Origin of the sequence: Acinetobacter sp. YH01007 (assembly GCF_013420425.1) — a bacterium.
GTDB lineage: Bacteria > Pseudomonadota > Gammaproteobacteria > Pseudomonadales > Moraxellaceae > Acinetobacter > Acinetobacter towneri.
Map to the genome: position 1 here is coordinate 39,277 of NZ_VOYC01000018.1, position 26,436 is coordinate 65,712.

At 42.6% G+C, this 26,436-nt stretch carries 25 protein-coding genes; 10 read left to right on the forward strand and 15 right to left on the reverse strand.

Going from position 1 to position 26,436, the window contains the following annotated elements:
* The first annotated feature begins 37 nt into the window (after nt 1–37).
* Together FTT74_RS10415 and FTT74_RS10420 are read left to right on the forward strand one after the other, a co-directional pair.
* Nucleotides 38–1,600: a PAS domain-containing sensor histidine kinase gene (locus FTT74_RS10415; protein ID WP_131260993.1), complete on the forward strand. Its 1,563-nt coding sequence runs from the start codon at nt 38–40 to the stop codon at nt 1,598–1,600.
* Nucleotides 1,601–1,669: 69 nt separating this feature from the next.
* A complete protein-coding gene (locus FTT74_RS10420; protein WP_179988997.1) occupies nt 1,670–3,103 on the forward strand; it encodes a sigma-54 dependent transcriptional regulator in 1,434 nt (477 codons plus the stop codon).
* A gap of 49 nt (nt 3,104–3,152) precedes the next feature.
* Here FTT74_RS10420 and FTT74_RS10425 read toward each other — a convergent pair whose 3' ends face one another.
* The 4 genes from FTT74_RS10425 to lptF form a co-directional block, all read right to left on the reverse strand.
* Entirely contained in the window at nt 3,153–4,316 is a 1,164-nt protein-coding gene (locus FTT74_RS10425; RefSeq protein WP_004975690.1) for a S41 family peptidase, read from the reverse strand.
* 24 nt (nt 4,317–4,340) lie between these two features.
* Nucleotides 4,341–5,888 carry a 2,3-bisphosphoglycerate-independent phosphoglycerate mutase gene (gene gpmI / locus FTT74_RS10430; protein WP_104852912.1) on the reverse strand — a complete coding sequence of 516 codons (1,548 nt, stop codon included), beginning with the start codon at nt 5,886–5,888 and terminating at the stop codon, nt 4,341–4,343.
* Between the two features lie 145 nt (nt 5,889–6,033).
* Nucleotides 6,034–7,104 (reverse strand): LPS export ABC transporter permease LptG, encoded by a 1,071-nt coding sequence (gene lptG, locus FTT74_RS10435; RefSeq protein WP_004975683.1) that lies wholly within the window; start codon nt 7,102–7,104, stop codon nt 6,034–6,036.
* Between the two features lies 1 nt (nt 7,105).
* Nucleotides 7,106–8,206 carry an LPS export ABC transporter permease LptF gene (gene lptF / locus FTT74_RS10440; protein WP_004975682.1) on the reverse strand — a complete coding sequence of 367 codons (1,101 nt, stop codon included), beginning with the start codon at nt 8,204–8,206 and terminating at the stop codon, nt 7,106–7,108.
* 158 nt (nt 8,207–8,364) lie between these two features.
* Here lptF and FTT74_RS10445 point away from each other — a divergent pair, with 158 nt between their 5' ends.
* The 4 genes from FTT74_RS10445 (at nt 8,365) to FTT74_RS10460 (ending at nt 11,246) form a co-directional block, all read left to right on the forward strand.
* A complete protein-coding gene (locus tag FTT74_RS10445; RefSeq protein WP_179989008.1) occupies nt 8,365–9,813 on the forward strand; it encodes a leucyl aminopeptidase in 1,449 nt (482 codons plus the stop codon).
* Nucleotides 9,806–10,213 (forward strand): DNA polymerase III subunit chi, encoded by a 408-nt coding sequence (locus FTT74_RS10450; protein ID WP_131260997.1) that lies wholly within the window; start codon nt 9,806–9,808, stop codon nt 10,211–10,213. Before FTT74_RS10445 ends, FTT74_RS10450 begins: the two co-directional genes overlap by 8 nt.
* A 48-nt stretch (nt 10,214–10,261) precedes the next feature.
* Nucleotides 10,262–10,882 (forward strand): hypothetical protein, encoded by a 621-nt coding sequence (locus FTT74_RS10455; protein WP_004975677.1) that lies wholly within the window; start codon nt 10,262–10,264, stop codon nt 10,880–10,882.
* 145 nt (nt 10,883–11,027) lie between these two features.
* Nucleotides 11,028–11,246 (forward strand): hypothetical protein, encoded by a 219-nt coding sequence (locus FTT74_RS10460; RefSeq protein ID WP_096901968.1) that lies wholly within the window; start codon nt 11,028–11,030, stop codon nt 11,244–11,246.
* Between the two features lie 109 nt (nt 11,247–11,355).
* On the opposite strand, the gene FTT74_RS10465 is transcribed toward FTT74_RS10460, so the two are convergent.
* The 7 genes from FTT74_RS10465 to glnK form a co-directional block, all read right to left on the reverse strand.
* The gene (locus tag FTT74_RS10465; RefSeq protein WP_004975673.1) at nt 11,356–11,901 is read right to left on the reverse strand and encodes a VTT domain-containing protein; all 546 of its coding nucleotides are present in this window, start codon (nt 11,899–11,901) and stop codon (nt 11,356–11,358) included.
* A 123-nt stretch (nt 11,902–12,024) separates the two neighbouring features.
* Nucleotides 12,025–12,684 carry a riboflavin synthase gene (locus tag FTT74_RS10470; RefSeq protein WP_104852910.1) on the reverse strand — a complete coding sequence of 220 codons (660 nt, stop codon included), beginning with the start codon at nt 12,682–12,684 and terminating at the stop codon, nt 12,025–12,027.
* 34 nt (nt 12,685–12,718) lie between these two features.
* The gene (locus FTT74_RS10475; protein WP_004975669.1) at nt 12,719–14,011 is read right to left on the reverse strand and encodes a DNA adenine methylase; all 1,293 of its coding nucleotides are present in this window, start codon (nt 14,009–14,011) and stop codon (nt 12,719–12,721) included.
* Nucleotides 14,008–15,111 (reverse strand): bifunctional diaminohydroxyphosphoribosylaminopyrimidine deaminase/5-amino-6-(5-phosphoribosylamino)uracil reductase RibD, encoded by a 1,104-nt coding sequence (ribD, locus tag FTT74_RS10480; protein WP_154321290.1) that lies wholly within the window; start codon nt 15,109–15,111, stop codon nt 14,008–14,010. Before ribD ends, FTT74_RS10475 begins: the two co-directional genes overlap by 4 nt.
* Nucleotides 15,112–15,147: 36 nt before the next feature.
* The gene (gene nrdR / locus FTT74_RS10485) at nt 15,148–15,606 is read right to left on the reverse strand and encodes a transcriptional regulator NrdR (protein WP_096902237.1); all 459 of its coding nucleotides are present in this window, start codon (nt 15,604–15,606) and stop codon (nt 15,148–15,150) included.
* A gap of 139 nt (nt 15,607–15,745) precedes the next feature.
* A complete protein-coding gene (locus tag FTT74_RS10490; protein ID WP_131261709.1) occupies nt 15,746–17,155 on the reverse strand; it encodes an ammonium transporter in 1,410 nt (469 codons plus the stop codon).
* A 63-nt stretch (nt 17,156–17,218) separates the two neighbouring features.
* Nucleotides 17,219–17,557, reverse strand: coding sequence for a P-II family nitrogen regulator (gene glnK / locus FTT74_RS10495; RefSeq protein ID WP_004650081.1), 339 nt, complete (start codon nt 17,555–17,557; stop codon nt 17,219–17,221).
* A 275-nt stretch (nt 17,558–17,832) separates the two neighbouring features.
* Here glnK and FTT74_RS10500 point away from each other — a divergent pair, with 275 nt between their 5' ends.
* Nucleotides 17,833–18,060: an accessory factor UbiK family protein gene (locus tag FTT74_RS10500; RefSeq protein WP_136143898.1), complete on the forward strand. Its 228-nt coding sequence runs from the start codon at nt 17,833–17,835 to the stop codon at nt 18,058–18,060.
* A gap of 69 nt (nt 18,061–18,129) precedes the next feature.
* The gene (locus FTT74_RS10505) at nt 18,130–19,617 is read left to right on the forward strand and encodes a YifB family Mg chelatase-like AAA ATPase (RefSeq protein WP_179988998.1); all 1,488 of its coding nucleotides are present in this window, start codon (nt 18,130–18,132) and stop codon (nt 19,615–19,617) included.
* Nucleotides 19,618–19,739: 122 nt separating this feature from the next.
* On the opposite strand, the gene FTT74_RS10510 is transcribed toward FTT74_RS10505, so the two are convergent.
* Nucleotides 19,740–20,495: a TorF family putative porin gene (locus FTT74_RS10510; protein ID WP_373683483.1), complete on the reverse strand. Its 756-nt coding sequence runs from the start codon at nt 20,493–20,495 to the stop codon at nt 19,740–19,742.
* Nucleotides 20,496–21,649: 1,154 nt separating this feature from the next.
* Between FTT74_RS10510 and FTT74_RS10515 the strand changes: the two genes are divergently transcribed.
* Nucleotides 21,650–22,990: an OprD family outer membrane porin gene (locus FTT74_RS10515; protein ID WP_179989000.1), complete on the forward strand. Its 1,341-nt coding sequence runs from the start codon at nt 21,650–21,652 to the stop codon at nt 22,988–22,990.
* Between the two features lie 97 nt (nt 22,991–23,087).
* Here FTT74_RS10515 and ppa read toward each other — a convergent pair whose 3' ends face one another.
* Together ppa and FTT74_RS10525 are read right to left on the reverse strand one after the other, a co-directional pair.
* Nucleotides 23,088–23,624 carry an inorganic diphosphatase gene (gene ppa, locus FTT74_RS10520; protein ID WP_004975651.1) on the reverse strand — a complete coding sequence of 179 codons (537 nt, stop codon included), beginning with the start codon at nt 23,622–23,624 and terminating at the stop codon, nt 23,088–23,090.
* Between the two features lie 124 nt (nt 23,625–23,748).
* Nucleotides 23,749–24,147 (reverse strand): MAPEG family protein, encoded by a 399-nt coding sequence (locus FTT74_RS10525; protein WP_096902243.1) that lies wholly within the window; start codon nt 24,145–24,147, stop codon nt 23,749–23,751.
* 104 nt (nt 24,148–24,251) lie between these two features.
* Between FTT74_RS10525 and FTT74_RS10530 the strand changes: the two genes are divergently transcribed.
* Nucleotides 24,252–24,632, forward strand: a complete 381-nt coding sequence (locus FTT74_RS10530; protein WP_004975646.1) for a hypothetical protein — start codon at nt 24,252–24,254, stop codon at nt 24,630–24,632.
* A gap of 99 nt (nt 24,633–24,731) precedes the next feature.
* Here FTT74_RS10530 and FTT74_RS10535 read toward each other — a convergent pair whose 3' ends face one another.
* On the reverse strand, nt 24,732–26,408 hold the full coding sequence (locus FTT74_RS10535; RefSeq protein WP_004975645.1) for a long-chain-fatty-acid--CoA ligase: 1,677 nt from the start codon (nt 26,406–26,408) through the stop codon (nt 24,732–24,734).
* Nucleotides 26,409–26,436: the final 28 nt, after the last annotated feature.

The following is a 26,436-nucleotide window of genomic DNA, read 5'->3' on the forward strand; positions in this document are numbered from 1 at the left end:
TTCAACGCTGTTGATGCACAAATAAGACCTTTACGATATGCCAGATTTAAAACAACATTCTGAGTTAAATCAGTATCATCTTGGCATGTGGTATGGTACTTACCGACTGCTGATTGCCTTTTGTTTGCTGCTGATTACCCTGCTCACCTTTCAGCAGCTTGGCACACAATATCAGCACCCGGGTTTATATCTGTATACCTTGGTCTGCTATTTTATTTTTAGCTGCCTGCAACTGATCAGCTATAAATATATTCCTTTTAAAAGCACGCAACAACTGACCCTGTTTTTTGCAGTCGATATTATCGCGCTGAGTAGCCTGACTTTTGCCAGTGATGGCCCTAATTTATATTTAAGTCTGCTGTTTGTGATCACGATTTTTGCAGCCTCTCTCTTGCTGCAAAAGCGTAAAGCCTTAGCCATTACCCTCATCGCGATGATTATGGTGATTTACCAACACTTTGTTGGGAGTTTGCTGGACTTTTCATCGCTAAATAATATTGGTCAAAGTGCGCTATTGGCATTTTTATTTTGGGTGGTTTATGGCAGTGGACGTATTGCAGTACGGCGTTTCCAAATTTTAGAAAATCTAAATTTTTCGCAATCTTTGGAATTAAACCGCCTACAAAATATCAACCGTTATATTTTAGAACAAACCGAAATGGGCTATTTGGTTTTAGATGAAAATTGCTATGTCGTCCTCAGCAACCCTGCAGCCTGTCATCTGTTGGGGATTCATCCTAAATATGCGCACGCGACCTATCCATTGTATAAAATTCAGCCCGATTTATTTGATCTGTTCAAATTTGATCAATTGCAAGATGGAGAAAAATTTCAATTCGAGTCGCAACTGAGTCATTTTCATGTGCATATTCAGGTACAAAAACTCAAAGTGCCACATCAAACGCTGACTTTATTGGCGCTGCAGGATGGACGTAAAATCAATCAGCAAGTCCAGCAACTCAAATTAGCCGCCTTAGGACAACTCTCTGCCAGTATTGCGCACGAAATTCGCAACCCGTTGGCAGCCATTGTACAAGCCAACAATTTATTTACAGGCAGTGATGCTGCACAGCAACAATTGCTGTCGGACATGATCAGCAAACAAGCGACACGGATTGATAAGATTATTCACGACACGCTGAGTATGGTCAAAAATAAACAAACCACGCCTGTCGCGATTCAGCTCAATCAATTTTTGCCACAATTCATTCAGGAAGATTTACCTGATGCAGCGAGTCAAATTCAGCTTACACTGACCGAACCACTGAGCATCCAGTTTGATGAATCACAGTTTCGCCAAGTGCTGATTAACCTGATTCGTAACGCCATTCGACACAATGCTGCACAGCAGCCCATTGAGATTACGGTCTACCCGCAAACAACTTATATTTATATTGATGTGCGGGATTTTGGTGCAGGTGTCGCCAGTCAAGATCTCCTCTATCTGTTCCAGCCATTTTTCAGTACCGAAATCAATGGAACTGGTTTAGGATTGTATCTATCGCATAGTTTTTGCGAGGCGAATCAAGCCAAGCTGAGCTATGTAGAACAAGAACAAGGCGCATGTTTCAGGATGAAATGTCTACGTGCCATTGAATAAACGCGATTGATATTGGATCAATCTTGTTGCTGTGGTTTTGATTTAATTTTGTGTGGTTTTGGGGAAAATATGCACGCTGTTCAACCTTTGGTTTTATTGGTCGATGACGAAGAAGACCTTTGTACCCTCATGCAGATGACTTTGGCACGTATGGGGATTCAAACCCATGTCGCGTATCGTTTAGTGCAAGCCAAGCAGTTATTGGCAGAACATCAGTACGATGCTTGCTTAACCGACTTAAACCTGCCCGATGGCAATGGCTTGCAACTGGTTGAATGGATTTCCGAACAATATCCGAATGTGCCTGTTGCCGTATTGACCGCTTACGGCAATATGGATATTGCGATTGCTGCTTTAAAAGCAGGTGCATTTGACTTTGTCAGCAAGCCTGTCAATCAAATACATTTACAGCAACTCCTTGAAAAAGCACTGAATAAACCTTTCGACACCACCGATCATCACAGCCAAGATCAGCTTGAATATAAAATGTTGATTGGGCAATCTTTGCCTATTCAGCAATTGCGCAGCACCATCAAAAAAATTGCGCGCTCGCAAGCGCCTGTATTTATTACAGGCGAATCAGGTACGGGGAAAGAAGTTGTCGCCAATTTGGTTCACCGTTTAAGTAATCGCAACGAAGGACCATTTATTGCAATTAACTGTGGTGCAATCCCCACCGAACTCATGGAAAGCGAGCTATTTGGACACAAAAAAGGTAGCTTTACAGGAGCGACTCAAGACAAACAAGGTCTGATTCAATCTGCACATGGTGGCAGCTTATTTTTAGATGAAATTGCCGAACTGCCACTGAGCATGCAAGTCAAACTGCTGCGTGCCGTTCAGGAAAAGCGCATCCGTCCTGTGGGTTCAGATAGTGAAATTGATGTCGATTTTCGAGTGATCAGCGCCAGTCATCAGGACTTAGAAAGTTTGGTTCAGCAAGGACGTTTCCGTCAGGATTTATTCTTCCGTATTCACGTGATGGATTTGGTCTTGCCTGCCTTGCGTGAACGTGGACAAGATATTCTGTTATTGGCAGACCACTTCATTCAAAAAGTTGCACAAGAATGGGACATTCCTGCCAAACAACTGACACCTCGTGCCCAGCAATTTTTATTAGAACAGTACTATCCAGGTAATGTGCGTGAGTTACGCAATATTATTGAACGTGCCATTACCCTGAGTGATGATGATGTTATTGATCTCAAACACTTACAAACCGCACCCTTGCGCCAATTCAGTATGAGCAATACAGCAACCACTGAACCACAACCTACAGCAGAAACACCACAGCAGATCGTGACAGATGTATTGCTGACAGGACGCAAACTGCCTGAAGAAGGTTTAGAAGCCTACTTGGAAAAAGTAGAAAAAGACATTTTACTGAATGCGCTGCACCTGACCCACTGGAACCGTACATTGGCAGCAAAAAAATTGGGCATGTCTTTCCGTTCTTTGCGCTATCGTCTGAAAAAGTTTGGATTAGATACTGAAGATGAGTAAACGCTAAACAATGAAGACTGTCTAAAAATACGTGTTACTCAGATGAGACTTAACGGCGGCTCAGCAGTAAATCTGCCACATGCTCAAGATAAGCCTCTTCTTTCATTTCAGGACTTTGAATATATTGCTGATTCGGCTGAATCCCAACCCCTTCAATCATTTGCTCGCGTGGGGTGTAATAATGCGAAACCGTCATTTGTAAGGCAGCACCATCGCTAAGTGGGAACAGCTTTTGCACCACCCCCTTGCCATAACTTTTTTCGCCCATCACCCAAGCGCGTGAATGGTCTTTTAAAGCACCGGTAAAGACTTCTGCCGCAGATGCAGAGCGATGATTAATCAGTACTCCGACTTTTAAATTTTGAAATTCAAAGCTAGGTAACGCCTGAAATTGTTGATCGCCTTCAGAACGACTTTTGGTCGATACAATCACACCCTGATTTAAAAATAAATCGGCAGATTCCACCGCAGCAGACAGTAAGCCTCCTGGGTTATTACGCAGATCAATCAATACGGCTTTTAAGCGTGGCGTGCTATGTTCTTCAATTAAGCGTTTAATTTCATTGGCGGTGTCTTGCTGAAACACACGTACTTTTAACAACAAGACCTGATTAGAAAGCATCTGCGCCTGAATATCGGTTTCTACTTTTTTGTTGCGTACCAACATAATTTCAGGCTGATTGGCTGCACGTTGTACGCTTACAGTCGATCCCACTGAGCCTGTGAGCAGGTTATTGACCTGATCTGCACTCAGCTTTTTCAGTTCTTGGTTATCAATTTTAAATAGGCTGTCGCCATTCTTCAGCCCTTGTTTAGCCGAGTCGGCATTGGCACTTAAATTTTGAATGACCCAATGTTGCTGGGCAGCGTCATAGCGCAAAGTAAAATCAACCGAGGCCAAGTCGCCTTCGGTATATTGTAAAAGTTGTTTATATTCTTCAGCAGTTAAATAGCGTGAATAACGGTCTAAACCGCTCACCAAGCCACGAATGGCTTGCTGAAACAAGGCATCATCACTTTTTTCAGTCACATAGTTGTCTTTGACAATGCCATAGATTTGTACAAATTCCTGTATCGACTCTACAGGCACATCGACATAGTCCTGTTGTAGTGTAGGGCCATCTAACTCCCAATCTGGCGCAGCCCAAACACTCGAATGACTGGCACACAACACGCTTGCCAACACAACCGCATAAATTTTGTGAGCCGTCATTCCATCATCTACCTGTATCGAGGGTTATGCCTGTAAGCGAATTAAGTTGCGACCTTGCATATCTGCTGGCACTGGCAATTGCATCAAATTCAATAAAGTTGGTGCAACATCTGCCAACACACCACCTTCCAAAATGGTGGCCTGAGTTGGGCCTACATAAATGAATGGCACCAATTCAGTGGTGTGCTGAGTATGTACCTGACCACTGTCATAGTCTTGCATTTGCTCGACGTTACCATGATCAGCTGTAATAATCATGTGACCTTGTTTCGCCATCACCGCTTCATAAACGCGACCTAAGCAGGTATCTACCGCTTCAACTGCTTTGACAGCTGCATCAAACACACCAGTATGACCGACCATATCGCCATTGGCATAGTTCACCACCAACAAGTCATATTCACCTGAGTTAATGGCTGCAACCAGTTCATCAGTCACTTCATAAGCGCTCATTTCAGGTTTTAAGTCATAGGTTGCTACATTTGGCGATGGGATCAGGATGCGTTTTTCACCCGGATATTCATCTTCACGGCCACCACTAAAGAAGAACGTCACGTGTGCGTATTTTTCAGTTTCAGCAATACGCAATTGCGTTTTGCCCAAGTCTGATAAATATTCACCAATGGAGTTTTTCAAATCTTCTGGCATGTACGCCACTGGTGCAGCAATGCTGGCTTGATAACGGGTTAGCATCACAAATTTAGACAATTGCGGCACAACTTTACGTTCAAAACCAGCAAAGTCTTGTTCCACAAAAGCTTTGGTCAATTCACGCGCACGGTCAGCACGGAAGTTCATAAACACCACGCTGTCGCCATCTTGAATTTTGGCAATTTCACCAATACGGGTGGCTTTCACAAACTCATCACTTTCCTCTGCCGCATAAGCCGCTGCCAAGCCTTCTACCGCGGTTGCCGCAGTACGTACTGCCTCACCTTCGGTAAGTAAACGATAGGCTTGTTCTACACGATCCCAACGGTTGTCACGATCCATCGCATAGTAACGACCAATCAGGCTGGCAATACGACCTTGATTTGGATATTGTGCAAATAATGCGTCCAGTTTTTCCAAAGAAGGCTGCGCGCTTTTTGGTGGCGTATCACGGCCATCTAAAAAGGCATGTAGATAAACTTTTGCACCACGTTTTAATGCCAATTCTGCCATCGCCACGATATGATCTTCATGCGAATGCACACCGCCTTCAGACAATAAACCAAGCAGATGCACTGCACCGTTGGCTGCTTTGGCTTTTTCTACCGCATCGACCAACACTTCATGTTCAAAGAAAGCGCCTGTACGAATGTCTTTGGTAATACGGGTAAAGTCTTGGTACAACACACGTCCTGCACCCAAGTTCATGTGACCAACTTCAGAGTTACCCATTTGACCATCTGGCAAGCCCACATCTTCACCTGAACCAGAGATCAAACCATGCGGATGCTTTTCCTGCATAGCAGTCAAATTTGGTCGTTTCGCTGCTAAAAACGCGTTGTCTTCGACCGCTTCGCGATGACCCACACCATCCATAATCACCAATACGTGAGGGATTTTGCCAGCAGTTGCATCCGCCATAATCAATACTCTTTTTCGTCTACAAATTAATCATGCTATCTTAACGAATTTTGCGTCAAGACTCTATGTTCAGAAGATGGTTTCCGCCACTGATTCAGATAGGTTTACCCAATCATACGGAAAAAGCAGCAGCATCGGCCCGCACTTAACGCGCACGATGCAGTAAGTAACCGCCGATGACAAACATCAGAATAATAGGAATAAATACGAACCACGCAGGCGATGGTGCATAGACCAAGCTGGCATAGCCCAAGAAATCCTGTAAATAAAAGAAGGTTAAGCCGACAAATAAAGCAATCACCAAACGGAAACCCATAGATTGCTGACGTAACGGCCCAAAAATAAAGGAGCAAGCAATCACCACCAAAGCAATCAGCGCAAAGGGTGCACCAAGTTTTTGCCAGAACGCCAGTTGGTAGGTTTTGGGTACTTGGCTGTATTCATGCATATAACTCATGAAACTGACCAATTGACTTGGGGATAAATCTTCAGGGTCGATGGTGACCATGTGCACATATTTCGGTTGCAATGCTAAAGCCAAAGCCTGTTCGCTGTTTTTAGCTAAAGTCGCGTTGCCCGCCTGCAAAATATCCATCTGTTCAGTTTGATTGAGCAACCAACTACCGTCTTTAACAAACTGTCCCTGATCTGCAGACAATGTACCACGCAAGCGATAATTATCATCAAAATCGACCACTTGTACATTTTTGAGCTGCCCTTGGGCATTGGCGTAGTCAATATAAATAAAACGATTGCCTTCGCGCGACCAATAGCCACGAACTTCACCCAGCTCAGCGACGCTACGGTGACTTTTAACACTTTTGGCTTGTTCATTGGTGTATGGAATCACCCATTCACTGAGCACAAAAGACAGCAGTACCAATACCATGGCGGAACGAATCACCCATCCCACAATACGCCACAGGCTAATCCCTGCAGAACGCATCACAATCAATTCGCTGTTGGATGCCAACGTACCCAAGCCTAACACTGCGCCAATCAAGGCAGAAATCGGCAAAATTTCATAGAGATAATTTGGCGCACCCCACAATACATACAGCAATGCCTGCCATGCACTATAGTTTTCATTGAGTGAACCCAATTCGCCTAAATAGGTAAACAACACCTGCAAACCAGACAAAATTGCCGTTGCACCAAACATAGCCAGTGCAGTGGTCTTGGTGACGTGTTTTGCAACTATACGACGTGCCAACATCTTAAGACCTCACTCGCTGAATTTGCTGCTTAATTTTAGGTGCTAGTTTTTGTTTACGTGAGAACAAGGCTGCCGCAATCGCATAAGCCAACAACACCAACGGATAAGCAATCATGCCCATTTCTTGTTTGCTGATACGGGTTTTAACCGCCATGAGCGCCACAATCAAACTGGCGAAAATTAACAAGGCAGGAAACAGTTTTAAATAACGCCCCTGACGCGGACTAACTTCTGACAATGCCACGGCTAAAAACAACGCCACCACAATCGCAAAAGGCACAAAAATACGCCATCCCAGTTCACTTGCGACCACAGGGTCTGCACGGTTTTTCCAAAGTTGCGAGGTGGTTAAGGCTTCTACTTCGGCACTTTCAAATTTAGCTTCTTTGTCATTCTCTAAACGTAAACGATAACTTTGGAATTCTGCCTGTGAATATTTGGCTGTGCCCGGAAATATTTCATAACGACGCCCTTCGACCAAATCCACCACATTGGCAGGATCATTTTCCAGCTCTACCCGTGTCGCTTCTTTTGCCAGAATCATGACATCAGGACGACCTGCTTTTTCTGCACGTTGATAGAAGAAAATATCTTTCAGGTTTTTACGATCTTCAGATAGATCACCTGCGTAAATGGTATATGGCCCTGAAGAAATAAACTCTTTGGGTCGCACCAAATCAAAACCTGTGCGTACCGCCTGACTGGTGGTCAATGCTTCAAACTGACGCAGTCCCCACGGTGATGCCCACAGCATTAAAAAGCCTTGGACAATTAGAAATACCAGCGTCATTGGCACCAATAAACGTGCCAATTGATGCCGACTCACGCCACTGCTGTTGAGCACTGCCATTTCATGGTCGACATATAAACGACCAAATACCAACATCAAGCCAATAAAGAAACCCAAAGGTAAGATCAGCGTCAAGAATTCAGGCAAGCGATAGCCAATGATGCTGAATAAAATACTCGCATCCAAACGCCCTTGTGCCGCCACGCCAAAATACTTGATCAAGCGACCACCCATCATGATCAAAGTCAGTAAGGCAATCACAACCAAGGATGTCGACACAACTTGCTTGACCAAATAACGCCGAATAATCAAATTATTTCTTCCAAAATGTGAGGGAATCCAATTCGCGTTAGTTTACCTGAATGTTAAAAATATAAAACCTATCGCCTTGTTATACATTGAAACTCGACGCATAAAAATGTTTCAATGGTTGCATAGTTTGCACATTTAGATAGGCATAAAATCCAGTGATTAAATTTAGCTTAAGTCCCGCATTCCAAGAACACAGCGCGAGTGAATCTTTGTCAATTTTAGTGGCTGCAGAACAGGTGCCACAGGCAACTGCTGCTTATCAAATCAAGGATTTAGACAGCATTATTCAAGCGACACAATTTAAAGCAGGCTTTAATGAAAGTTTAAGTTTGGTGGCTAGCGTTGTTGAATGCGCCAATAGCAACCTGATCGGTTTGGGTAAAACCGAAGAATTACCAGCCGCAAAGCTGGCAAAAATTGCACAAAGCATTATCAAATCTTCACAAAAAAAATTTAAACAGATCAGCATTGATTTGTCTGCTCTGCCTAGCGAGCTGCATTATGTATTTGCACTCAGCCTGACCCAAGCAGCCTATGCTTTTGATGAATACAAAAGCAAAAAGAATGAGTTTCAGCTTGAACAAATCCATTTCATTGCCAACAACAGCCCACTCAGCGCAGATCAACTTCAATTGATTGAAGCCATGCAATCGGGTCAAAACATGGCACGTGACTTGGGCAACCGTCCGGGCAACATTTGTTTCCCTGAATATTTGGCAGAACAAGCACAAGCACTTGCGGCAGAATATCCAGACCTACTCAAAGTCACCATTTTAGATGAAGCAGAAATGGCAGAATTAGGCATGGGCGCTTTCCTTGCAGTCAGTCAAGGTTCAGATCGTCCAGGGCGCATTATTAGCCTCGAATATCAAGCACAGCGTGATGAAGCACCTGTGGTATTGGTCGGTAAAGGCATCACCTTTGATACAGGCGGCATTTCACTCAAACCCGGCTTAGGGATGGATGAAATGAAATTTGATATGTGTGGTTCTGCTTCAGTTTTAGGCACCATGCGCGCGCTGTGTGAAGCACGTTTACCTATCCATGTGGTCGGCACGATTGCCGCTGCAGAAAATATGCCGTCAGGCAAAGCCACTCGCCCGGGTGATATTGTGACCAGTATGAGCGGCCAAACCATCGAAATTTTAAATACCGATGCCGAAGGTCGTTTGGTGCTGTGCGATACCCTAACCTATGTGAAACGCTTCAACCCTGCTTTGGTGATTGATATTGCGACTTTAACAGGCGCTTGCGTGGTTGCACTCGGTTCGGTACTGACAGGCATGTTTACCCCAGATGATGAACTTGCGGCGGAATTAGATGCTGCGGGACACACTGCATTTGACCGTGTATGGCGTATGCCCGTGATTGACGATTACCAAGAACAACTGGATTCACCATTTGCCGATATTGGCAATATTGGTGGGCCTAAAGCAGGTTCAGTTACTGCAGCATGCTTCTTGCAACGCTTTACCCGTGACTATCGCTGGGCGCATCTAGACATTGCAGGCACTGCATGGAATTCAGGCAGCAATAAAGGCGCAACAGGTCGTCCTGTACCGTTATTGATGCAGTTCCTCGCACAACGTGCAAGCAATAATGGCTAAAGTTAGCTTTTATTTGTTTGAAAAAAGTCCTGAACGGCAAGTGGAAAGCACTTGCCGTTTATGCCGCAAAATTTTGCGGCAGCAGGCACGCATTTGGCTGCATTGCCCTGATCCAGAGTTACAGCAAATATTGGATGAGCGTCTGTGGAGTTTTGATGCCAGCAGCTTTATTCCACATGGCATTAACCAAACACAGGCCAGCGTATGTATTTCTGCCGAATTACCGCAGCAATCGGACTGGATTGTGTTTAATTTTAACAGTCAGGCACTTGAAGCCTATGCAAAATTTAGTCACATTATTGAGATTATTGAAAATCACGAAGCAGCTAAAGTGCTTGGACGTGAAAAATTTAAACAATATCGACGTTTGGGCATAGAACCACAGACGTTTAAGCTTTAATTTTAAAACGTTTTTTTAAAAATACTGCTCAAAATAAGGAGAGATGCGGTGACTTTAAATGTCGGCTCAGATTTTAAACAGCGCTGGTTAACCGCGCCTCAGGCTGTGCGCCAGACATTTATGGATGATCTGCATCGAATTTGTGAGGTCTTGCAACCTGAAACGCAATTACACAACTGGATTGCAGAAGATCAGCGCGCTCAGCAACAATCACAGGAAAAAATTGAACAAGCCTATGCTGACCTGAAAGCACGTTTGATTGAAGAAGCACGGCAACGTCGCCAATTGGCACTCGAACTCAAATTAGAACAGCAACGTGCAGAACAAGCCGCTTATGCTGCACAGCTACAGCAAGATGAAGCGCAACGCTTTGCAGAACAAACTCAAGCACTTGAGTTGATGCGTCAAAGTCTGGATCAGGAAATTTCAAACTATACTGCACGTTATGAGCAAAATCCTGAATTACCTGCAGTGACTTTTAATCAAGCCGCAACTGCGGTAAGTGATGATCAAATTGTTTCTGAACTTGAAAGTGTACGTTTGCGTTTAGAGCTAGAAGCCGAAACTCAAATTGAGCAGGCGGTAACGATCTTTCGTGCGCGACTACATGCTGCAGCCCAAGAAGAAATTGACTATATCTTAAAAAATTCAAATTTTTCTAAAGAATAATTTTACTTTTTATCCCCAATTAGCCCAAAGTCTTAAACCCAATGTCATCAAAATGAAATAATTTTGTCACATGATAATCATCCAGAAAAAGTTGAATTCTCAACTTTTATCTCCTTTAAATGACTTTTGTAATCATGGGTTTTAAATGGATATCTTGACGAAAATTTCAGGCAAAATCGACCATCTTAATGCGGGCGAACAGTGGAGTATTCGTGCTCAGGATTTATGGATCAGTCGTGCAGATTTCCAATCATTAAGCATGTACTTGTCTAAAGAAGCGGAAAAGGGTGAGTTTTCAATTCAAAGTAACGATACTTTTAGCCCGCGCTTGGGTGGCACAGAATTAATTGTCACCAAACACTAAAACTGAACAATATCAAAAGTCCACACGGTGGGCTTTTTTTGTGGCCATCAATCCACTTTTTTAGTTATCGCGGTGGATTTAGAATAAGAAAATAGAAAAAATGAGGAATTTAAATCCAATCACCCAACCAAGACAAAATATTACCCAAGCCATAACCTATTGCCATTAAAGAAAAAATCCATACGGCAGCACCCACCACATTATAAAAACTAAAGGTCGCCAAAGGCATGTGCCCTGACCCTGCAGCAAATGGTGCAAATGAGCGTACAAACGGTATAAAACGCGCCATTAAAATAGTTTTGCCACCATGTTTCATAAAATAATGGTTGGTTTTGACAATATATTCAGGTTTGAAATAACGTGAATGTTGATGAAAATACTTCACCCCTAGAATTCGTCCAGTGTAATAGTTGACGCTATATCCCAAGACTGCCGCGACAAAAAGCAAAATCCCCATATAGTGCAAATGCACCACGTCAGTGGTGGAACACAAGGCACCAATTGCGATCAGCAAACTATCGCCTGGTAAAAAGAACATGAACACAGAACCTGTTTCTGCAAAAATAATCAGAAACAAAATGGCATAGATCCACAGACCATAATTATCGAGTAATAATGGCAGCCAGTGTTCCAAATTCATTAAAAAATCAATCATCTACATTAAACCAAAGGGGTGTTTATGATGAAAAAAACATCTTTATCTTTTTAATTATCCCTAAAAACAAAAAAACAGTCTAATTTTTCAATCAGACTGTTTAAATTTCATTCGGCTCTGTGCTTATTTTAAAAAGCCATTTTCAGCCAAGAATTCCATGCTAATTTTAGATTGCTGCGTAGTTTCTGCAGCTTTATCACCCAAGAGCAAACGCTCAATATAACGCGCCAAGACATCCACTTCTAAATTGACCTTGCTGCCAACTTTCCATGTGCCAATATTGGTACGCTCTGCCGTGTGTGGAATTAAATTCAGACTGATAACACTGCCGCGTAAATGGTTAATGGTCAGGCTGATGCCATCGACGGTCACCGAACCTTTTTCTGCCAAATATTTGGCAATTTCTGCAGGTGCAGTCACTTCATAGTAAATTGAACGTGCATCTTCACGTACCAGCGTAATTTCACCGACTGCATCAACATGGCCACTTACGATATGTCCACCAAAACGTGTGGTCGGCAACATGGCTTTTTCGACATTGACAGGCTGACCCACTTTCCATGTGCCTAAAGTGGTACGGTTCAAACTTTCACGGGACACATCTGCGGCATACCAATTGTCGCCCCACTCGATCACAGTCAGGCAAATACCATTGGTGGCAATTGAATCCCCCAAATGCACATCTGACATATCTAAATCTGTCTGAATACGCAAACGTACATCACCGCCCACACTTTGCAGGCTTTCTACTTTACCTAAACTTTCAATAATGCCTGTAAACATAATCTTTTCTCTCATTCACTGAGGATTTGTGGATTTACCACAACGCCAATTGGGTACTCACACCTGAGGTATCTACACCACCCAATTCTGCAAAATGGTAAAGTTGCCCTAACAACTGGCGAATAGGTGGGCCTGACTTGGCATGCGTATCGGTAATCACAATAAATTCCAGCACGCGCGCACGCTCGGACTGACGCTGTTTACTCACGCGATAACGCGGAACATCTTGCGTCAATAACGTCACTCGACCGCGTTTTAAATTGGCTTGCAACAAGTCTGTGGCACTAATATTACCATCGGTAGAATAACTGGTCAGAATAAAACGTGCATTAATGGTGTCCAATAAGGTTTCATACGCCTCTTTGGCGTACTTAGATGAGTTGTATGGACTTGGACGTTCTTTGCGCCATGCACGGTCAATACCACTTTTAAAGCCTTTGGTGTCTGGGGTTGGTAAATCGACCTGATCCCACAAGGTTAAGGCATTTAAGACATGATAGTTACTGCTATAAGCATGTTGATTATACGGTGGGTCTAAATAAGCCACATCCACCTCAAAACCACTCATTTGATTGGCAAGATGCTGTGCATCGACACACCACATTTCTGCAGCAGGTTTATTTGGTTCACCAATGTCACAAAAACGACTTGGCGTGAGCCACAATAATGATTCTATTCGTTCGAGTGCAGTTTGAGTTTTGCCACCCCAGCCGTGGTGGAAGCTTTTAAACACCCCACTGGTATTACTGACAAAACTGGCAGAGTACAACAACGGCGCCAACAATGCCGACATCTCAACATCATCAATGGCACCCTGCGCTTGCCACGTAGCAATTTGCTGACGAATCGCATCTATGCGCATACCGTTACGACGTTTAAAGAATAAACGGTCACGACTTGGGTCATAAATTTCGTCATTGCGCGGACACAAATTATGCGTCACCCAGCCTTTGACTTCAGGCAAACGGTTCAAATAATCAATGGCTTTTTGATAGCCGCCTAATTCTTTAAACGCAGGTGCTTCAGTGCAGGCCAAAATCGCATGGTTTAAGGCATGGCTGTACGGTTCCCAGTCATTGGCAATCACCCGATAACCATTTTGACGCGCCAAACGTGATACCACTCCTGAACCTGCAAAAAAATCGGCAAAAATTGGTGCACGACCATTTTTAGGATGTAGCGTTCCTGTCTGTTCAAGTGCTTCTAAAATCAGATGCAGTAAACGGCGTTTATTGCCCAAATAAGGCACTAACTGATGGAATAAGTATTCATCAGTGGTGCGTGCCGCATGACGACGTTTGTGATAAACCGTTGACTCTGAACTCATAGTGTCTCTTGAGAAGGAATTAACCTAAGGCGCACGTCATCACCCAATTGAGTGACATCGCAAAGTTTAAATCGAAGTTGCTCTGCCATCTGTTCAAATTCTGCATTAAACATGGCACGAGCCGAGCGCCCTAACAATGTAGGTGCCACATAGCTGATCACTTCATCAACCCAACCTTCCTGTAAGAAAGCGGTCGATAAGGTTGCACCCGCTTCAACCAACACATCATAAATTTGATGTTGCTGTACCAATTGGGCAAGTAAGGTGGCTAAAGGTTGCGGTTCCAATTGTAACACGCCCAAAGCAGCCAACTCTGCACGATACGGTCCCATCACCATCACCGTTTCAGGCTGCTGCAAAATTTGTGCGCTCAAAGGCAAACGACCTTGGCGATCTAAAATAATCCGTTTGGGTTGTACTACGCTGTGGATGTCATCTACACCCTCTAAGTGGCGTACATTAAGCAGACAGTCATCGGCCAGTAACGTGTCGATCCCCGTTAATACTGCAGCAGAAATTGCCCGCCAATGCTGCACATCGGCACGTGCAGCCGTGCCTGTGATCCATTTGGATTCACCCGAAGCCATTGCCGTACGACCATCCAAACTAGAAGCAATTTTTAAACGCACATAAGGCATGCCTGTAGCCATGGCTTTTAAAAAGCCTGCATTTAACTGCGCTGCTTCAGCTTCTGCCACGCCCACGCTAACCTGAATACCTGCATCCTGTAAAATCTGAACGCCTTTACCTGCCACCAATGGATTCGGGTCTGGACAAGCCACAACCACTTTAGCCACGCCTGCATCGACCAAGGCTTTGGCACATGGTGGTGTGCGCCCATAGTGTGCACAAGGTTCCAAAGTCACATAAGCAGTTGCACCCTGCGCTTGTTCAGCGGCCTGACGCAAAGCAAAGACTTCGGCATGTGGCTGTCCTGCACGAGGATGGAAACCTTCGCCCAATAATTGGGCATCTTTAACAATAACGCAGCCCACGTTCGGATTTGGCTTAGTGCTGTATTGCCCCAAACGTGCCAGTTCAATGGCACGACGCATCCAAAAAAGATCATCGGGTTGCGCGTCAGTATTGAGTTCAATCATGGATGGTTGCTGTGGAATAGATGATGGCATTGCGCTTTATTGCTCACGCGACTGCATTTGTTCAATTTGGCGACGGAATGCTTCGACATCCTGAAAGTCTTGATACACCGAGGCAAAACGTACATAAGCAACATGATCCAATGCAAATAAAGCCTGCATAACAACCTCACCAATGGTACGCGATTTCACATCACGCTCTCCCAAACGGCGAATTTGCAGTTGGATGTCACTAAGTACCGTTTCAATTTGCTCTTGGGTCACAGGACGTTTTTGCAAAGCATGCATTAACGAACGACGCAACTTGGCTTCATCGAAAGGCTCACTTTTACCATCGGATTTAATTACCCGAGGCATGACCACTTCATAACTTTCAAAGGTGGTAAAGCGTTCACCACAGCCAATACACTCACGACGTCGGCGAATTTGGCAGCCTTCTGCCGCCAAACGTGAGTCAATCACTTTACTGTCTGCAGTGTTGCAAAATGGACAATGCATAGCGGTTTAATTGCACAAATTTAAATGAAAATGCAGTGTAGCAAAATTTCCAAACTTTGTAGAGTTTTACGCAACATATAGAAAAAAAACAGCCCCGAAGGGCTGTTTTACACAATATATTGATTATGTGCTGTCTGAATTATTCTACACGTTCACCATGTTGGCTTAAGTCGAGTCCCATACGCTCATCTTCTGCAGCCACACGAATACCGATGGTTAGATCAATTACTTTTAAGATGATGAAAGTCAGTATAGCTGAGTAAGCAATGGTCGCTAACACACCTTCAACTTGCACCCAAAGTTGGCTCATCAAGTTGCTTGGTGCAGCATCGCCCATAATAAACTCGCTGGCAAAGAAGGCGGTTAAAATTGCACCGACAATACCACCTACACCATGTAGTCCAAAGGCATCTAGAGAGTCATCAGCTTTCAGGGCGCGTTTTAAGGCAGTAATACCCCAGAAACATACGACACCACCAATTAAACCCATCGCTAATGCACCACCAACAGTCACAAAACCTGCTGCTGGAGTAATCACCACCAAACCTGCAACAGCACCCGATGCAGCACCTAATACCGAACCTTTACCACGTACCAGTTTTTCAACAACAAGCCATGCGATTGCTGCGGCTGCGGCTGCCACTTGAGTCACAACTAAGGCATAACCCGCTGCACCATTCGCGCCTAAAGCAGAACCACCGTTGAAACCAAACCAGCCCACCCAGAGTAAACTGGCACCCAGTACAGTCAAAGTCAGGTTATGCGGAGCCATAGATTCACGGCCCAAGCCCATACGTTTGCCCAACATGTATGCAGCAACCAAACCTGCAACACCCGAGTTAATATGAACAACAGTACCACCAGCAAAATCAAGTGCACCATCATTGCCTAACCAACCACCACCCCATACCCAGTGGGTAATTGGTGCATAGACCACGACCACCCAGATCGCGATAAAGGCAACAAAGGCACCAAACTTCATTCGTTCTGCAATTGAACCACTGATAATTGCCACAGTAATAATGGCAAAGGTCATTTGGAATATCACAAATAGAATTTCAGGAATACTGCCACTGAGCGCATCGGTACCAATGCCCGCCAGCATGACTTTGTCTAGACCACCAATAAAGGCATTACCTTCACCAAAAGCCAAACTATAGCCCACTGCCACCCAGGCAATACTGACCACGGCTGCTGCTACAAAGCTATAGGCCATAGTATTGAGTACGTTTTTCTTGCGTACCATACCGCCATAAAACAGTGCCAAACCAGGAATGGTCATGAGTAAAACTAAAGCAGTCGAAACTAAAATCCAAGCGGTATCGCCTGTATCTAATACAGCTTCTGGTTCAGCAGCTTCGGGCGTGCTGACTTCTGCTACAGCTGCAACTTCTGTTGCATTTGGTGTTTCGATAGGAGATGTTTCGGCAGTTTCAAGCACTGCAACATCTGAAGTTGGTGCGGTGGCTGTTACGGCTTCTTCAGCCCAAGCAACAGAACCACCAAGAAGTGCGCCTGATAGACTCAGCGCGAGTAGCATTTTTTTCATTTGTGTCCCCCGACCTTTGTTTTTGTGAGTTATTAGGTACTCAGCAAACTTCGTGCCATTTTCTTAAACAGCGTCTGCACCCGTTTCACCTGTACGAATACGGATGACTTGTTCGAGGTTAGTAACAAAGATTTTGCCATCACCAATCTTGCCTGTACTAGCAACACGAGTGATTGACTCAATCACCGAATCCACCATTTCATCGCTAATTGCGATTTCAATTTTAACTTTAGGCAAGAAGTCAACGACGTATTCAGCGCCACGATAAAGTTCGGTGTGACCTTTTTGGCGACCGAAGCCTTTGACTTCTGTTACGGTGATCCCTTGAACACCAATTTCAGATAATGCTTCACGCACATCATCTAATTTAAAGGGTTTTACAATTGCAGTTACGAGCTTCATGTTTGTTTTCCTTCGGCTTAATTCACCAGTAAGGTTTTATGTTCAAATTCCATGCCAAAGTTCTAAGGTCGGGGGAAATTAGAAACCGTGACATGAGTTTTCTTTATACCTTATTTTATACATTTATATGGTTTTCATCTTCAAAAAATAGACATATTTACTAGAAGATTTACGATTTTACTCATCGAATAAATCCATATTTCGTCTGAAATGCTATAGTCTATTAAAGACCAGTGCTACACTGCCTACCTTTGTCCATCTGTGTGGAAACAACAATGATTGAAACTTTATTACAAGCCATTTTGGAACAAATTGAACAACCCAAAAAAGATTTAGAACATAATTTACGTGCTTTACTGAATGAAGCCGTGACAAAAATGGATTTGGTCTCTCAAGATGAGCTAGATCGTCAGCGTACTGCGCTGAATAATGCCAATTTGCGTTTAAATGAATTGTTAAAACAAGTCGAAATGCTCGAACAAAAGATGCAGCTCAAAAAATAAGCACCAATTTAGTGCCATAAAAGACCAAACACCTATAAAAATAACGCACCAAAACGGATCATAATAATAATGTCTTTTGCCAAAGTTTATACACGGGGGCTATTGGGTCTGCACGCCCCTGCCATTGAAGTCGAAGTCCATTTAAGTCAGGGTTTACCCTCTTTGACGATTGTCGGCTTAGCCGAAGCGGCAGTCCGTGAAAGTAAAGATCGGGTACGCTCTGCCATTATCAATAGTGGTTTTCAATTTCCAAGCAAACGTCTAACCATTAATTTAGCACCAGCAGACTTACCTAAAGATGGTTCTCGCCTTGACCTTGCCATTGCTTTGGGCATTTTGATTGCTTCAGGTCAACTGCCCGAACACAGTAGCGATGGTTTAGAATTTATTGGTGAACTGGCTTTAGATGGTCAATTGCGTCCAACTACAGGTACGCTGAGTATTGCGATTGCCTGCCAACAGGCACAGCACTGTTTAGTTTTACCCGAACAAAATGCGCAAGAAGCCGCACAATTACCAGACTTTGAAGTTTTTGCTGCCAATCACTTAAAACAAGTTTGTGAGCATTTGGCACAACATCAGCCACTTCATAAAGTCACGCCAGCAAACCAGCCTTTGCTCTCGTCTTCGGCTTTTGATCTGGCAGATGTAAAAGGGCAATTACGCCCAAGACGTGCTTTGGAAATTGCAGCAGCAGGCGGACACTCCTTGTTGTTTAAAGGCCCGCCAGGCACAGGTAAAACCTTGTTGGCTTCTCGCCTTGCCAGTATTTTACCGCCCTTAGATTTACAAGAAAATTTACAAGTTGCGAGTATCTACTCAGTCGCCAACACACCGCATACTTTTGGGCAACGCCCATTTCGTGCCCCACATCATACTGCCTCTGCCGTAGCATTGGTCGGGGGTGGCTCATATCCAAAACCTGGCGAAATCACGCTGGCGCACTTAGGCGTGTTGTTTTTAGATGAATTACCTGAGTTTGATAAGAAAGTATTAGAAGTATTGCGGCAACCGTTGGAGTCTAAAGAAATTGTGATTTCTCGGGCATCGCGACAAATTACCTTTCCTGCGAACTTTCAATTGGTGGCTGCAATGAACCCCTGCCCCTGTGGTTATGCTTTTAATCAGGACGTGCGCTGTCAATGCTCTACAGAAAGTATTAAACGCTATCAAAATCGTATCTCAGGACCACTGTTAGACCGCATTGATTTACATATTGATGTTCCACCACTACAAGCCCATGAATTACAAGACAGTAGACCTGTTGAAGATTCCGAAACGGTGCGAAAACGCGTAATTCAAGCTTATGAATTGCAAATGCAACGACAAAAGGGCTTAAATATGTCGCTCAGCCCAAAACAATTAGAACAGTTTGCCCTATTAGATGGCACTGCACAGGATATTTTAACCATTGCACAACAACGGTTAAATTTGTCTGCACGCGCTTATCATCGGGTGTTACGCGTCGCACGTACTATTGCAGACTTGGCGCAAAGTGAACAGATTCAAAGCGGCCATTTGAGTGAAGCATTGTCTTATCGTGGCAATCCAGCCTAGGCGAAAATATTGAGATATAAAAACAGCCCATTGCCATGTCTAAGCAATGGGCGAGTTATCTTGTTATTCTTTTGGATGTTACTCCCAATTGGAGCTTCTTATTTATCCTAAATACAGAGGACTTAGAATGCTTTGGTCAAAGTAAACACAGCACCTGTTTCAACACCACGCTTCGCAGCGTGTGACATGCCATCTGTATCAATATCTGTACCAACTGCAGCCAATTCAGCAGATAAACCTTCTACTGATGCAAAGCTATAGCTCACACCTGCTTTCCAGTCGATATAACTGTCTTCACCACCACCAAAATCAAAATCATCTGCTAGGGTGTAACCAATACCCGCAACACCTGAGAAACCTGTATCTGCAAACGGTACGCTATAAGTTGCATTGAAATACCAAGCATCTGTATCACCACCTAGAAAATCATTGGAGTAGTTAATTGCGGTAGATAAGCTGGCATCTTTAAATCCTACATCGCTAAAGCCCAATTTGGCATAGGCTTCCAACCAGTTTAAATCGCTTTCACTTGGGTAAAGGTAATACCATAGACCCACGTCTAATAATGGCTTGCTGGCAAAACTGTCTAAAGTAGTGGCATAACCCAAATAAGGGTCAAGTTCTAAATGTGCTGTACCGCCAAAATCGACATTGGAACCCCACACACCGGCATAAAGGCCTGAATCATGGCTCAACGCAAAACCTGCTTGCACCGCAGGATCACTCATTGTTTGTGTCATGCCACGAAAACGATAATCACTGGTCATTGCCGCAGTACCACTAAAAGACAATGCTGAAGTTGCTTCTGAAGCCATACTTAGACCAGATGCTGCCATCATCGCTGCTGCAAAAAGTGTTTTAAATCCCATGTTCATGATTATTCCCCCTGCATCTGATGAGATGCTTGTGTCTATTGTTGTTTAACTCACATGGAGGATTGCAAACCGTGTGCCAACATTCAAAAAAACAAGATTTTCCATACTCAGAATAGGCTCACAACCACATCTAAATGATTGTTATTTATATTTATTTTTAAATTAATAAATTTCTTATTTTCATCGCTATGGCCTACAACTCACTTTTGTTCATTCTTTTTACATAGATGTATAAGTCATATTTACCGTGTAAATACAGAATACATTGCAACATTTTTGATGTACCTGACTTAGAACTCAAATTTAAACTGCCTAAAAAAGTGCAATAACATTTATTCGCACATCTTTGCATATACTAAAAACTGGGACAAAGTCATTACTCATATGCTTACAGCCCCTTTCCCATTAAGGGCGAACAGCATGTTTGGCCTAGAAAAATATTGTTTGAATACGAATAATTTTTTTGCACCAAGAACATGCATATCATTCAAATTGTTAAACCGAATAGCCAATGTGAGATTTCAGCAGCATTGTGACAGGCCGATGCAATATCTTCTGAAGTTATTACACTTAAAAATTTAGCAAAAAGAGAAATGCTTACTGGGTCAAATTCATCAAAAACAGCACAAATAAAACACCGTATTTCACATGAAACACCTCATAGCTAAAAACTATTAGTTACCCCATCAACACCATTCTATTTTTTATACTTTTAGTTCAAATAAAAACCAAAATATACAACCTTATCTATTCTTAAATTTAAAACCGCACTTTTGAAGAAATACTTAACAAGATGAAATAAACATAAAATTTTAGGTTTTTACTTACTTATTTCGCCATAAACTATTAACTTAAACTGCTGAAATATTAAACAAAGATGGTTTTATGGCTAAAATTTACAAAAAACTTAAAGTATTGCTCCCAAGTCATCCATTCTAGCTGTTCAGCTCATTTAAAATTATGTTTATGTTTTTACTAAAAATTAAAATAATTATTAAACTTTTAAAAATTCAATATTTTTAATGACCCTACAGTTTATCGAAAAAATGCTTAACTTTAGTGTCATAAGCACCTTAAAAATGATATTTTCGCGCCTAAATAGCGATACAATTCGGCTACGTTTCAACTACACATTTACTGCATGAGGCTCTCTCCCAATGCTGCAATCTAAAAAATTAACACTTGCGTTGCTGATCAACGCAGCGCTTGTTTCAACTGCATTTGCTAGCGAACAAAGTGAATCTAAAGGCTTTGTAGAAGACGCAAACGGTTCGGTTTTATTCCGTACAGGTTATTTAACTCGTGATTATAAAGATGTAAAACCTGGTACAGATACAAGTTCATTTGCGCAAACTGCAATTGTCAAATTAGATTCTGGCTTTACCAAAGGTGTAGTCGGTTTTGGCGTGGGCGTGATTGGTGATGCTTCATTCAAGCTAGGTGAAAATGGTCATACGGGCAATGGCATGATTCCAACGCATAGTAAGGACAATTTAGATGGTACGAAAGATGCTTATGACCATTGGGCGCGTGGCGGTGCTTATGTCAAAGCACGTATCTCGAACACTACAGCAACTTACGGTACACAAGTTTTAGATTTACCTGTACTGGCTAGCAACACTGCCCGTTTAGTGCCTGAATATTTCACAGGTGTACTTGTTCAAAGCAATGAAATTGATAACTTAAACTTGGTTGCAGGTAAATTTACTGAAAACCAATATTCAAGCCAAATCAATTCAGATGGTAATCAATTAGACCGTGCTGTGGTATGGGGCGCGAAATATACATTTAATGATGACTTAAAAGCATCTTATTATGGTGTTGATGTTAAGGATAAATTAGATCGTCACTATGCCAATGTGAACTATAACCACGGCTTAAAAGATGATGCTGCTCTTAACTTTGATCTAAGCGGCTACCACACAAAATTCTCTAAAGATGCTTCAACTTATTCAGCAACAGGTACGATTGCAAACACTGCCTATGGTACAAATGCAGAGAATGGTGGAATTGCAGGAACAGAGAAAACCAATGACATTTGGGCGATCTCTACCTCATATAGCAAAGATGTACACAATGTGATGTTGGCTTACCAACAAAACTTTGGTGATGTAGGCTATGACTACGGCGGCAACGCAGATGGTGCTCAATCTATTTATGTACCTAACTCGTATTTGTCTGATTTTGTAGGCAATGACGAAAAATCTTTAGGCTTACAATACAACTATAACTTTAAAAATCATGGTCTTCCAGGTCTAAACTGGACAACTGCTTTTGTTTACGGTTGGGATATTGATGTTCGTGACCAAGCAAAAGAAGGACAAGAACGTGAATTCTTTAACCAAGTGAAATACACCGTTCAATCAGGTTTTGCGAAAGATGCTAGCTTACGTCTACGTCATTCATACTACCGTGCAAACGATGAATACAAGAGCGTATATATGCCAGACACCAACGAATGGCGTATCTGGTTAGATATTCCTGTGAAATTATTCTAATTTCTCAGAATAGAAACCCAATAAAAAAACCTGCACAAAAATTGTGCAGGTTTTTTATCTCAGCTTTAAAATAAAAGCTTAGCAGGCTAAGCGCAAATTATGGATTTGCTGCTTTATAACCTTCAATTGAGTTCAATACTTCTTGTTTTGCAACATCCGCACCTTCCCAACCACTTAACTTCACCCATTTGCCTGGCTCTAAGTCTTTATAGTGCTGGAAGAAGTGTTCAATTTGGCTGATCAATAATGGTGGAAGATCCGTATATTCTTGAACATCTTTATAAATTGGGGTTAATTTTTCGTGCGGAACGGCAACCAATTTCGCATCAATACCACCATCATCTTCCATGTTCAATTTACCCACTGGGCGGCAACGAATCACAGAACCTGGCTCTACTGGGTGTGGAGTCACAACCAATACGTCTAGCGGATCACCATCCAATGAAAGTGTATTTGGTACATAACCGTAGTTCGCTGGGTAGAACATTGCTGTACCCATGAAACGGTCTACAAATAATGCATCAGAATCTTTGTCAATTTCGTATTTGATTGGCGCTGCATTGGCAGGAATTTCAATGATCACATAGATGTCATTTGGTGCATCTTTACCCGCAGGGATATTGCTGTAGCTCATAGCATCACTCTTAAACAAGTTAAATCTTTTTAAAACCGCGTCAATTATAACGGTTTTCTGTCCTGAATTACTGCGCGATTATACATCTGCAAGGCAAAAATACATATTTTCAGACATGACTTGATCAGGTCAGTTTAATCACCATCAGCAAAATACAAATTGGACAAAGTAAAGATAGCATCCAAACAATTGAACGCAGCGTCGCCCAATTGGCTAAATAACAAATTCCATAAATAATGCGCAGCACAATATAAGCAATACCAAACATCATCACCACCACTTGTGGGATGACCATATATTCCGCCATGAGCACTGCAGCAATAAATAAAGGCAGGCTTTCAAAACTGTTTTGCTGTACGGCGTTAGCACGTGCAGCAAAACCTGTGGTTTTGGCTAAAAATTCACGTGGATTTTGGTTATCTTCACGTTTAAAGCCACCTGCCATTTTTGCGACAACAGCAAAGACATACGGCAATAAGCAAGCAATAATAATTAGATAAACAATTCCACTTATGCTTTGCATCAATTTTTTCTCATAAACTGTATTGAGAACTTATCATAACATGGCATTTCTTGAATAAATTTTGTTAAATAGCATGTTTTAAGCAATTGTATAAAGGATCCATTATGGTCAGCCCAGATCAAAAGGAAATGTTAGATGTACTTGAAAAGCAGCGCCAACATCAACTGCGAGTGGATCGTGTTTTAAAAATTGTGTTGCCTATTGTGGCATTTTTATTGATGGTGATTTGCGCCAACATGAACGTATGGTCGACCATTTTTACCTTCGTTGTACTTTGGGTGGCGTTTTATGCGGTAGGGATTAAGCGCTTACCGCTCTGGCACTGGATTATTGTGATTGTGGTGTATTGCTTAATTGATAATATTTTAAGTTATGGCAGTTTTAATCAATCAGGTTTTAGCCGCCAATTTGGTGCGATGTTTATTTTCTTGGGTATTGTGGGTGTTGGGCGTCGTTACTTTGACCGTTGGCTGATGAAAGAGTAATACTTTTGCCTTTATCGAACAAGAAACAATCTATTTTCTATAGCATATAAAAAAACGCCCCTGAATTTTCAGGGGCGTTTTATTTCCATGCAGAATGAATTATGCAGTTTTACGCAAATCTTTACGCAAGATTTTACCTACGTTCGATTTTGGCAATTCATCCATAAACTCCACATAACGCGGGCGTTTATAGCCAGTTAAGTTCTCTTTAGCGAATGCTAATACTTCTTCTGTGGTTAATGATGGATCTTTTTTCACCACAAACAGTTTTGGCACTTCACCTGATTTTTCATCTGGTACACCAATGGCTGCCACTTCCAATACTTTCGGATGCTTCGCAATCACTTCTTCAATTTCAGATGGATACACGTTAAAGCCTGATACCAAAATCATGTCTTTTTTACGGTCTACAATTTTCACATAGCCACGTGAATCCATGACACCAATGTCACCTGTACGGAAGAAACCATTAATCATCACTTTGTCAGTTTCATCTGGACGGTTCCAATAGCCTTTCATGACTTGTGGACCACGGATTGAAATTTCACCTTGCTCACCCAGTGCAACTTCATTGCCGTCATCATCCAAAATAGCCACTTCAGTTAATGGTAATGGAATACCAATTGTGCCAGTGAATTCTTCAGATGCAGGCGGGTTTGCCGTTGCAACTGGCGAAGTTTCAGACAAGCCATAACCTTCAATGATGTTAGTGCCTGTCACTTTTTTCCATGCTTCAGCAGTTGATGGTAATACTGCCATACCCCCGCCCATCGCCATTTTCAATTTGCTGTGATCAAGCTGTTTAAACTCTTCATTGTTCACTAACGCATTGAATAACGTGTTTACTGCAGGGAAGAATGTCGGCTGATATTTACGCAATTCTTTCATTACCGCAGGTAAGTCACGCGGGTTTGGAATTAATACGTTGGCCTGACCTTTATACATGCCGTAAAGTGCACACACCATGAATGCAAAGATGTGATATAGCGGCAATGCACAGAAAATACGGTCATCTGGCTGACCATCTTGCGCACCGAATTTACTCTGGAAAATACCATCACATTGCAGCATGTTTGCCACAAGGTTGCGGTGTGTTAATTCTGCACCCTTAGATACACCTGTTGTACCACCCGTGTATTGCAACACAGCCGTATCACTTAAAGTTAAGCTTGGGCGTTTGTAGTTGCTTGGGCTTACTTTAGACATTGCTGCGTTAAATTTAACGTGACCCGGAATGTTCCATGCAGGAATTTGCTTACGCACTGAACGTAAAACAAAATTCACCAACGTGCCTTTTAATGCACCTAGCATATCGCCCACAGAAGCAACAACAACATGCTTCACAGGAGTTTTACCAATAATGGCTTGATAAACAGAGGCAAAGTTTTCAATAATCACTAAAACTTCAGAACCAGAGTCATTTAATTGATGCTCTAACTCACGTGAAGTATAAAGTGGGTTCACGTTCACCAATACTAAACCTGCGCGGAACACCCCCAGTGCAACCACAGGATATTGAAGTACGTTCGGCATCATCACCGCAACACGCGAGCCTGGTGCCAAACCTAAACTTTGTAAATAAGTTGCAAATTTACGGCTAGCTTCTTCTAGTTCACTAAAGCTTAAAACCTTATCCATAAAGATAAAGGCATCACGTGAACCAAATTTTTGGAAATTACGTTCAAAAATGTCTACGAGTGACGTATTTTCTGCAGGCAGTTCTACAGTTTCTGGAATCCCTGTCTTTTGGTATTCAGCAAACCAAATCTTTTCCATAATGCCAATTTCTCCAATCAATAATCCT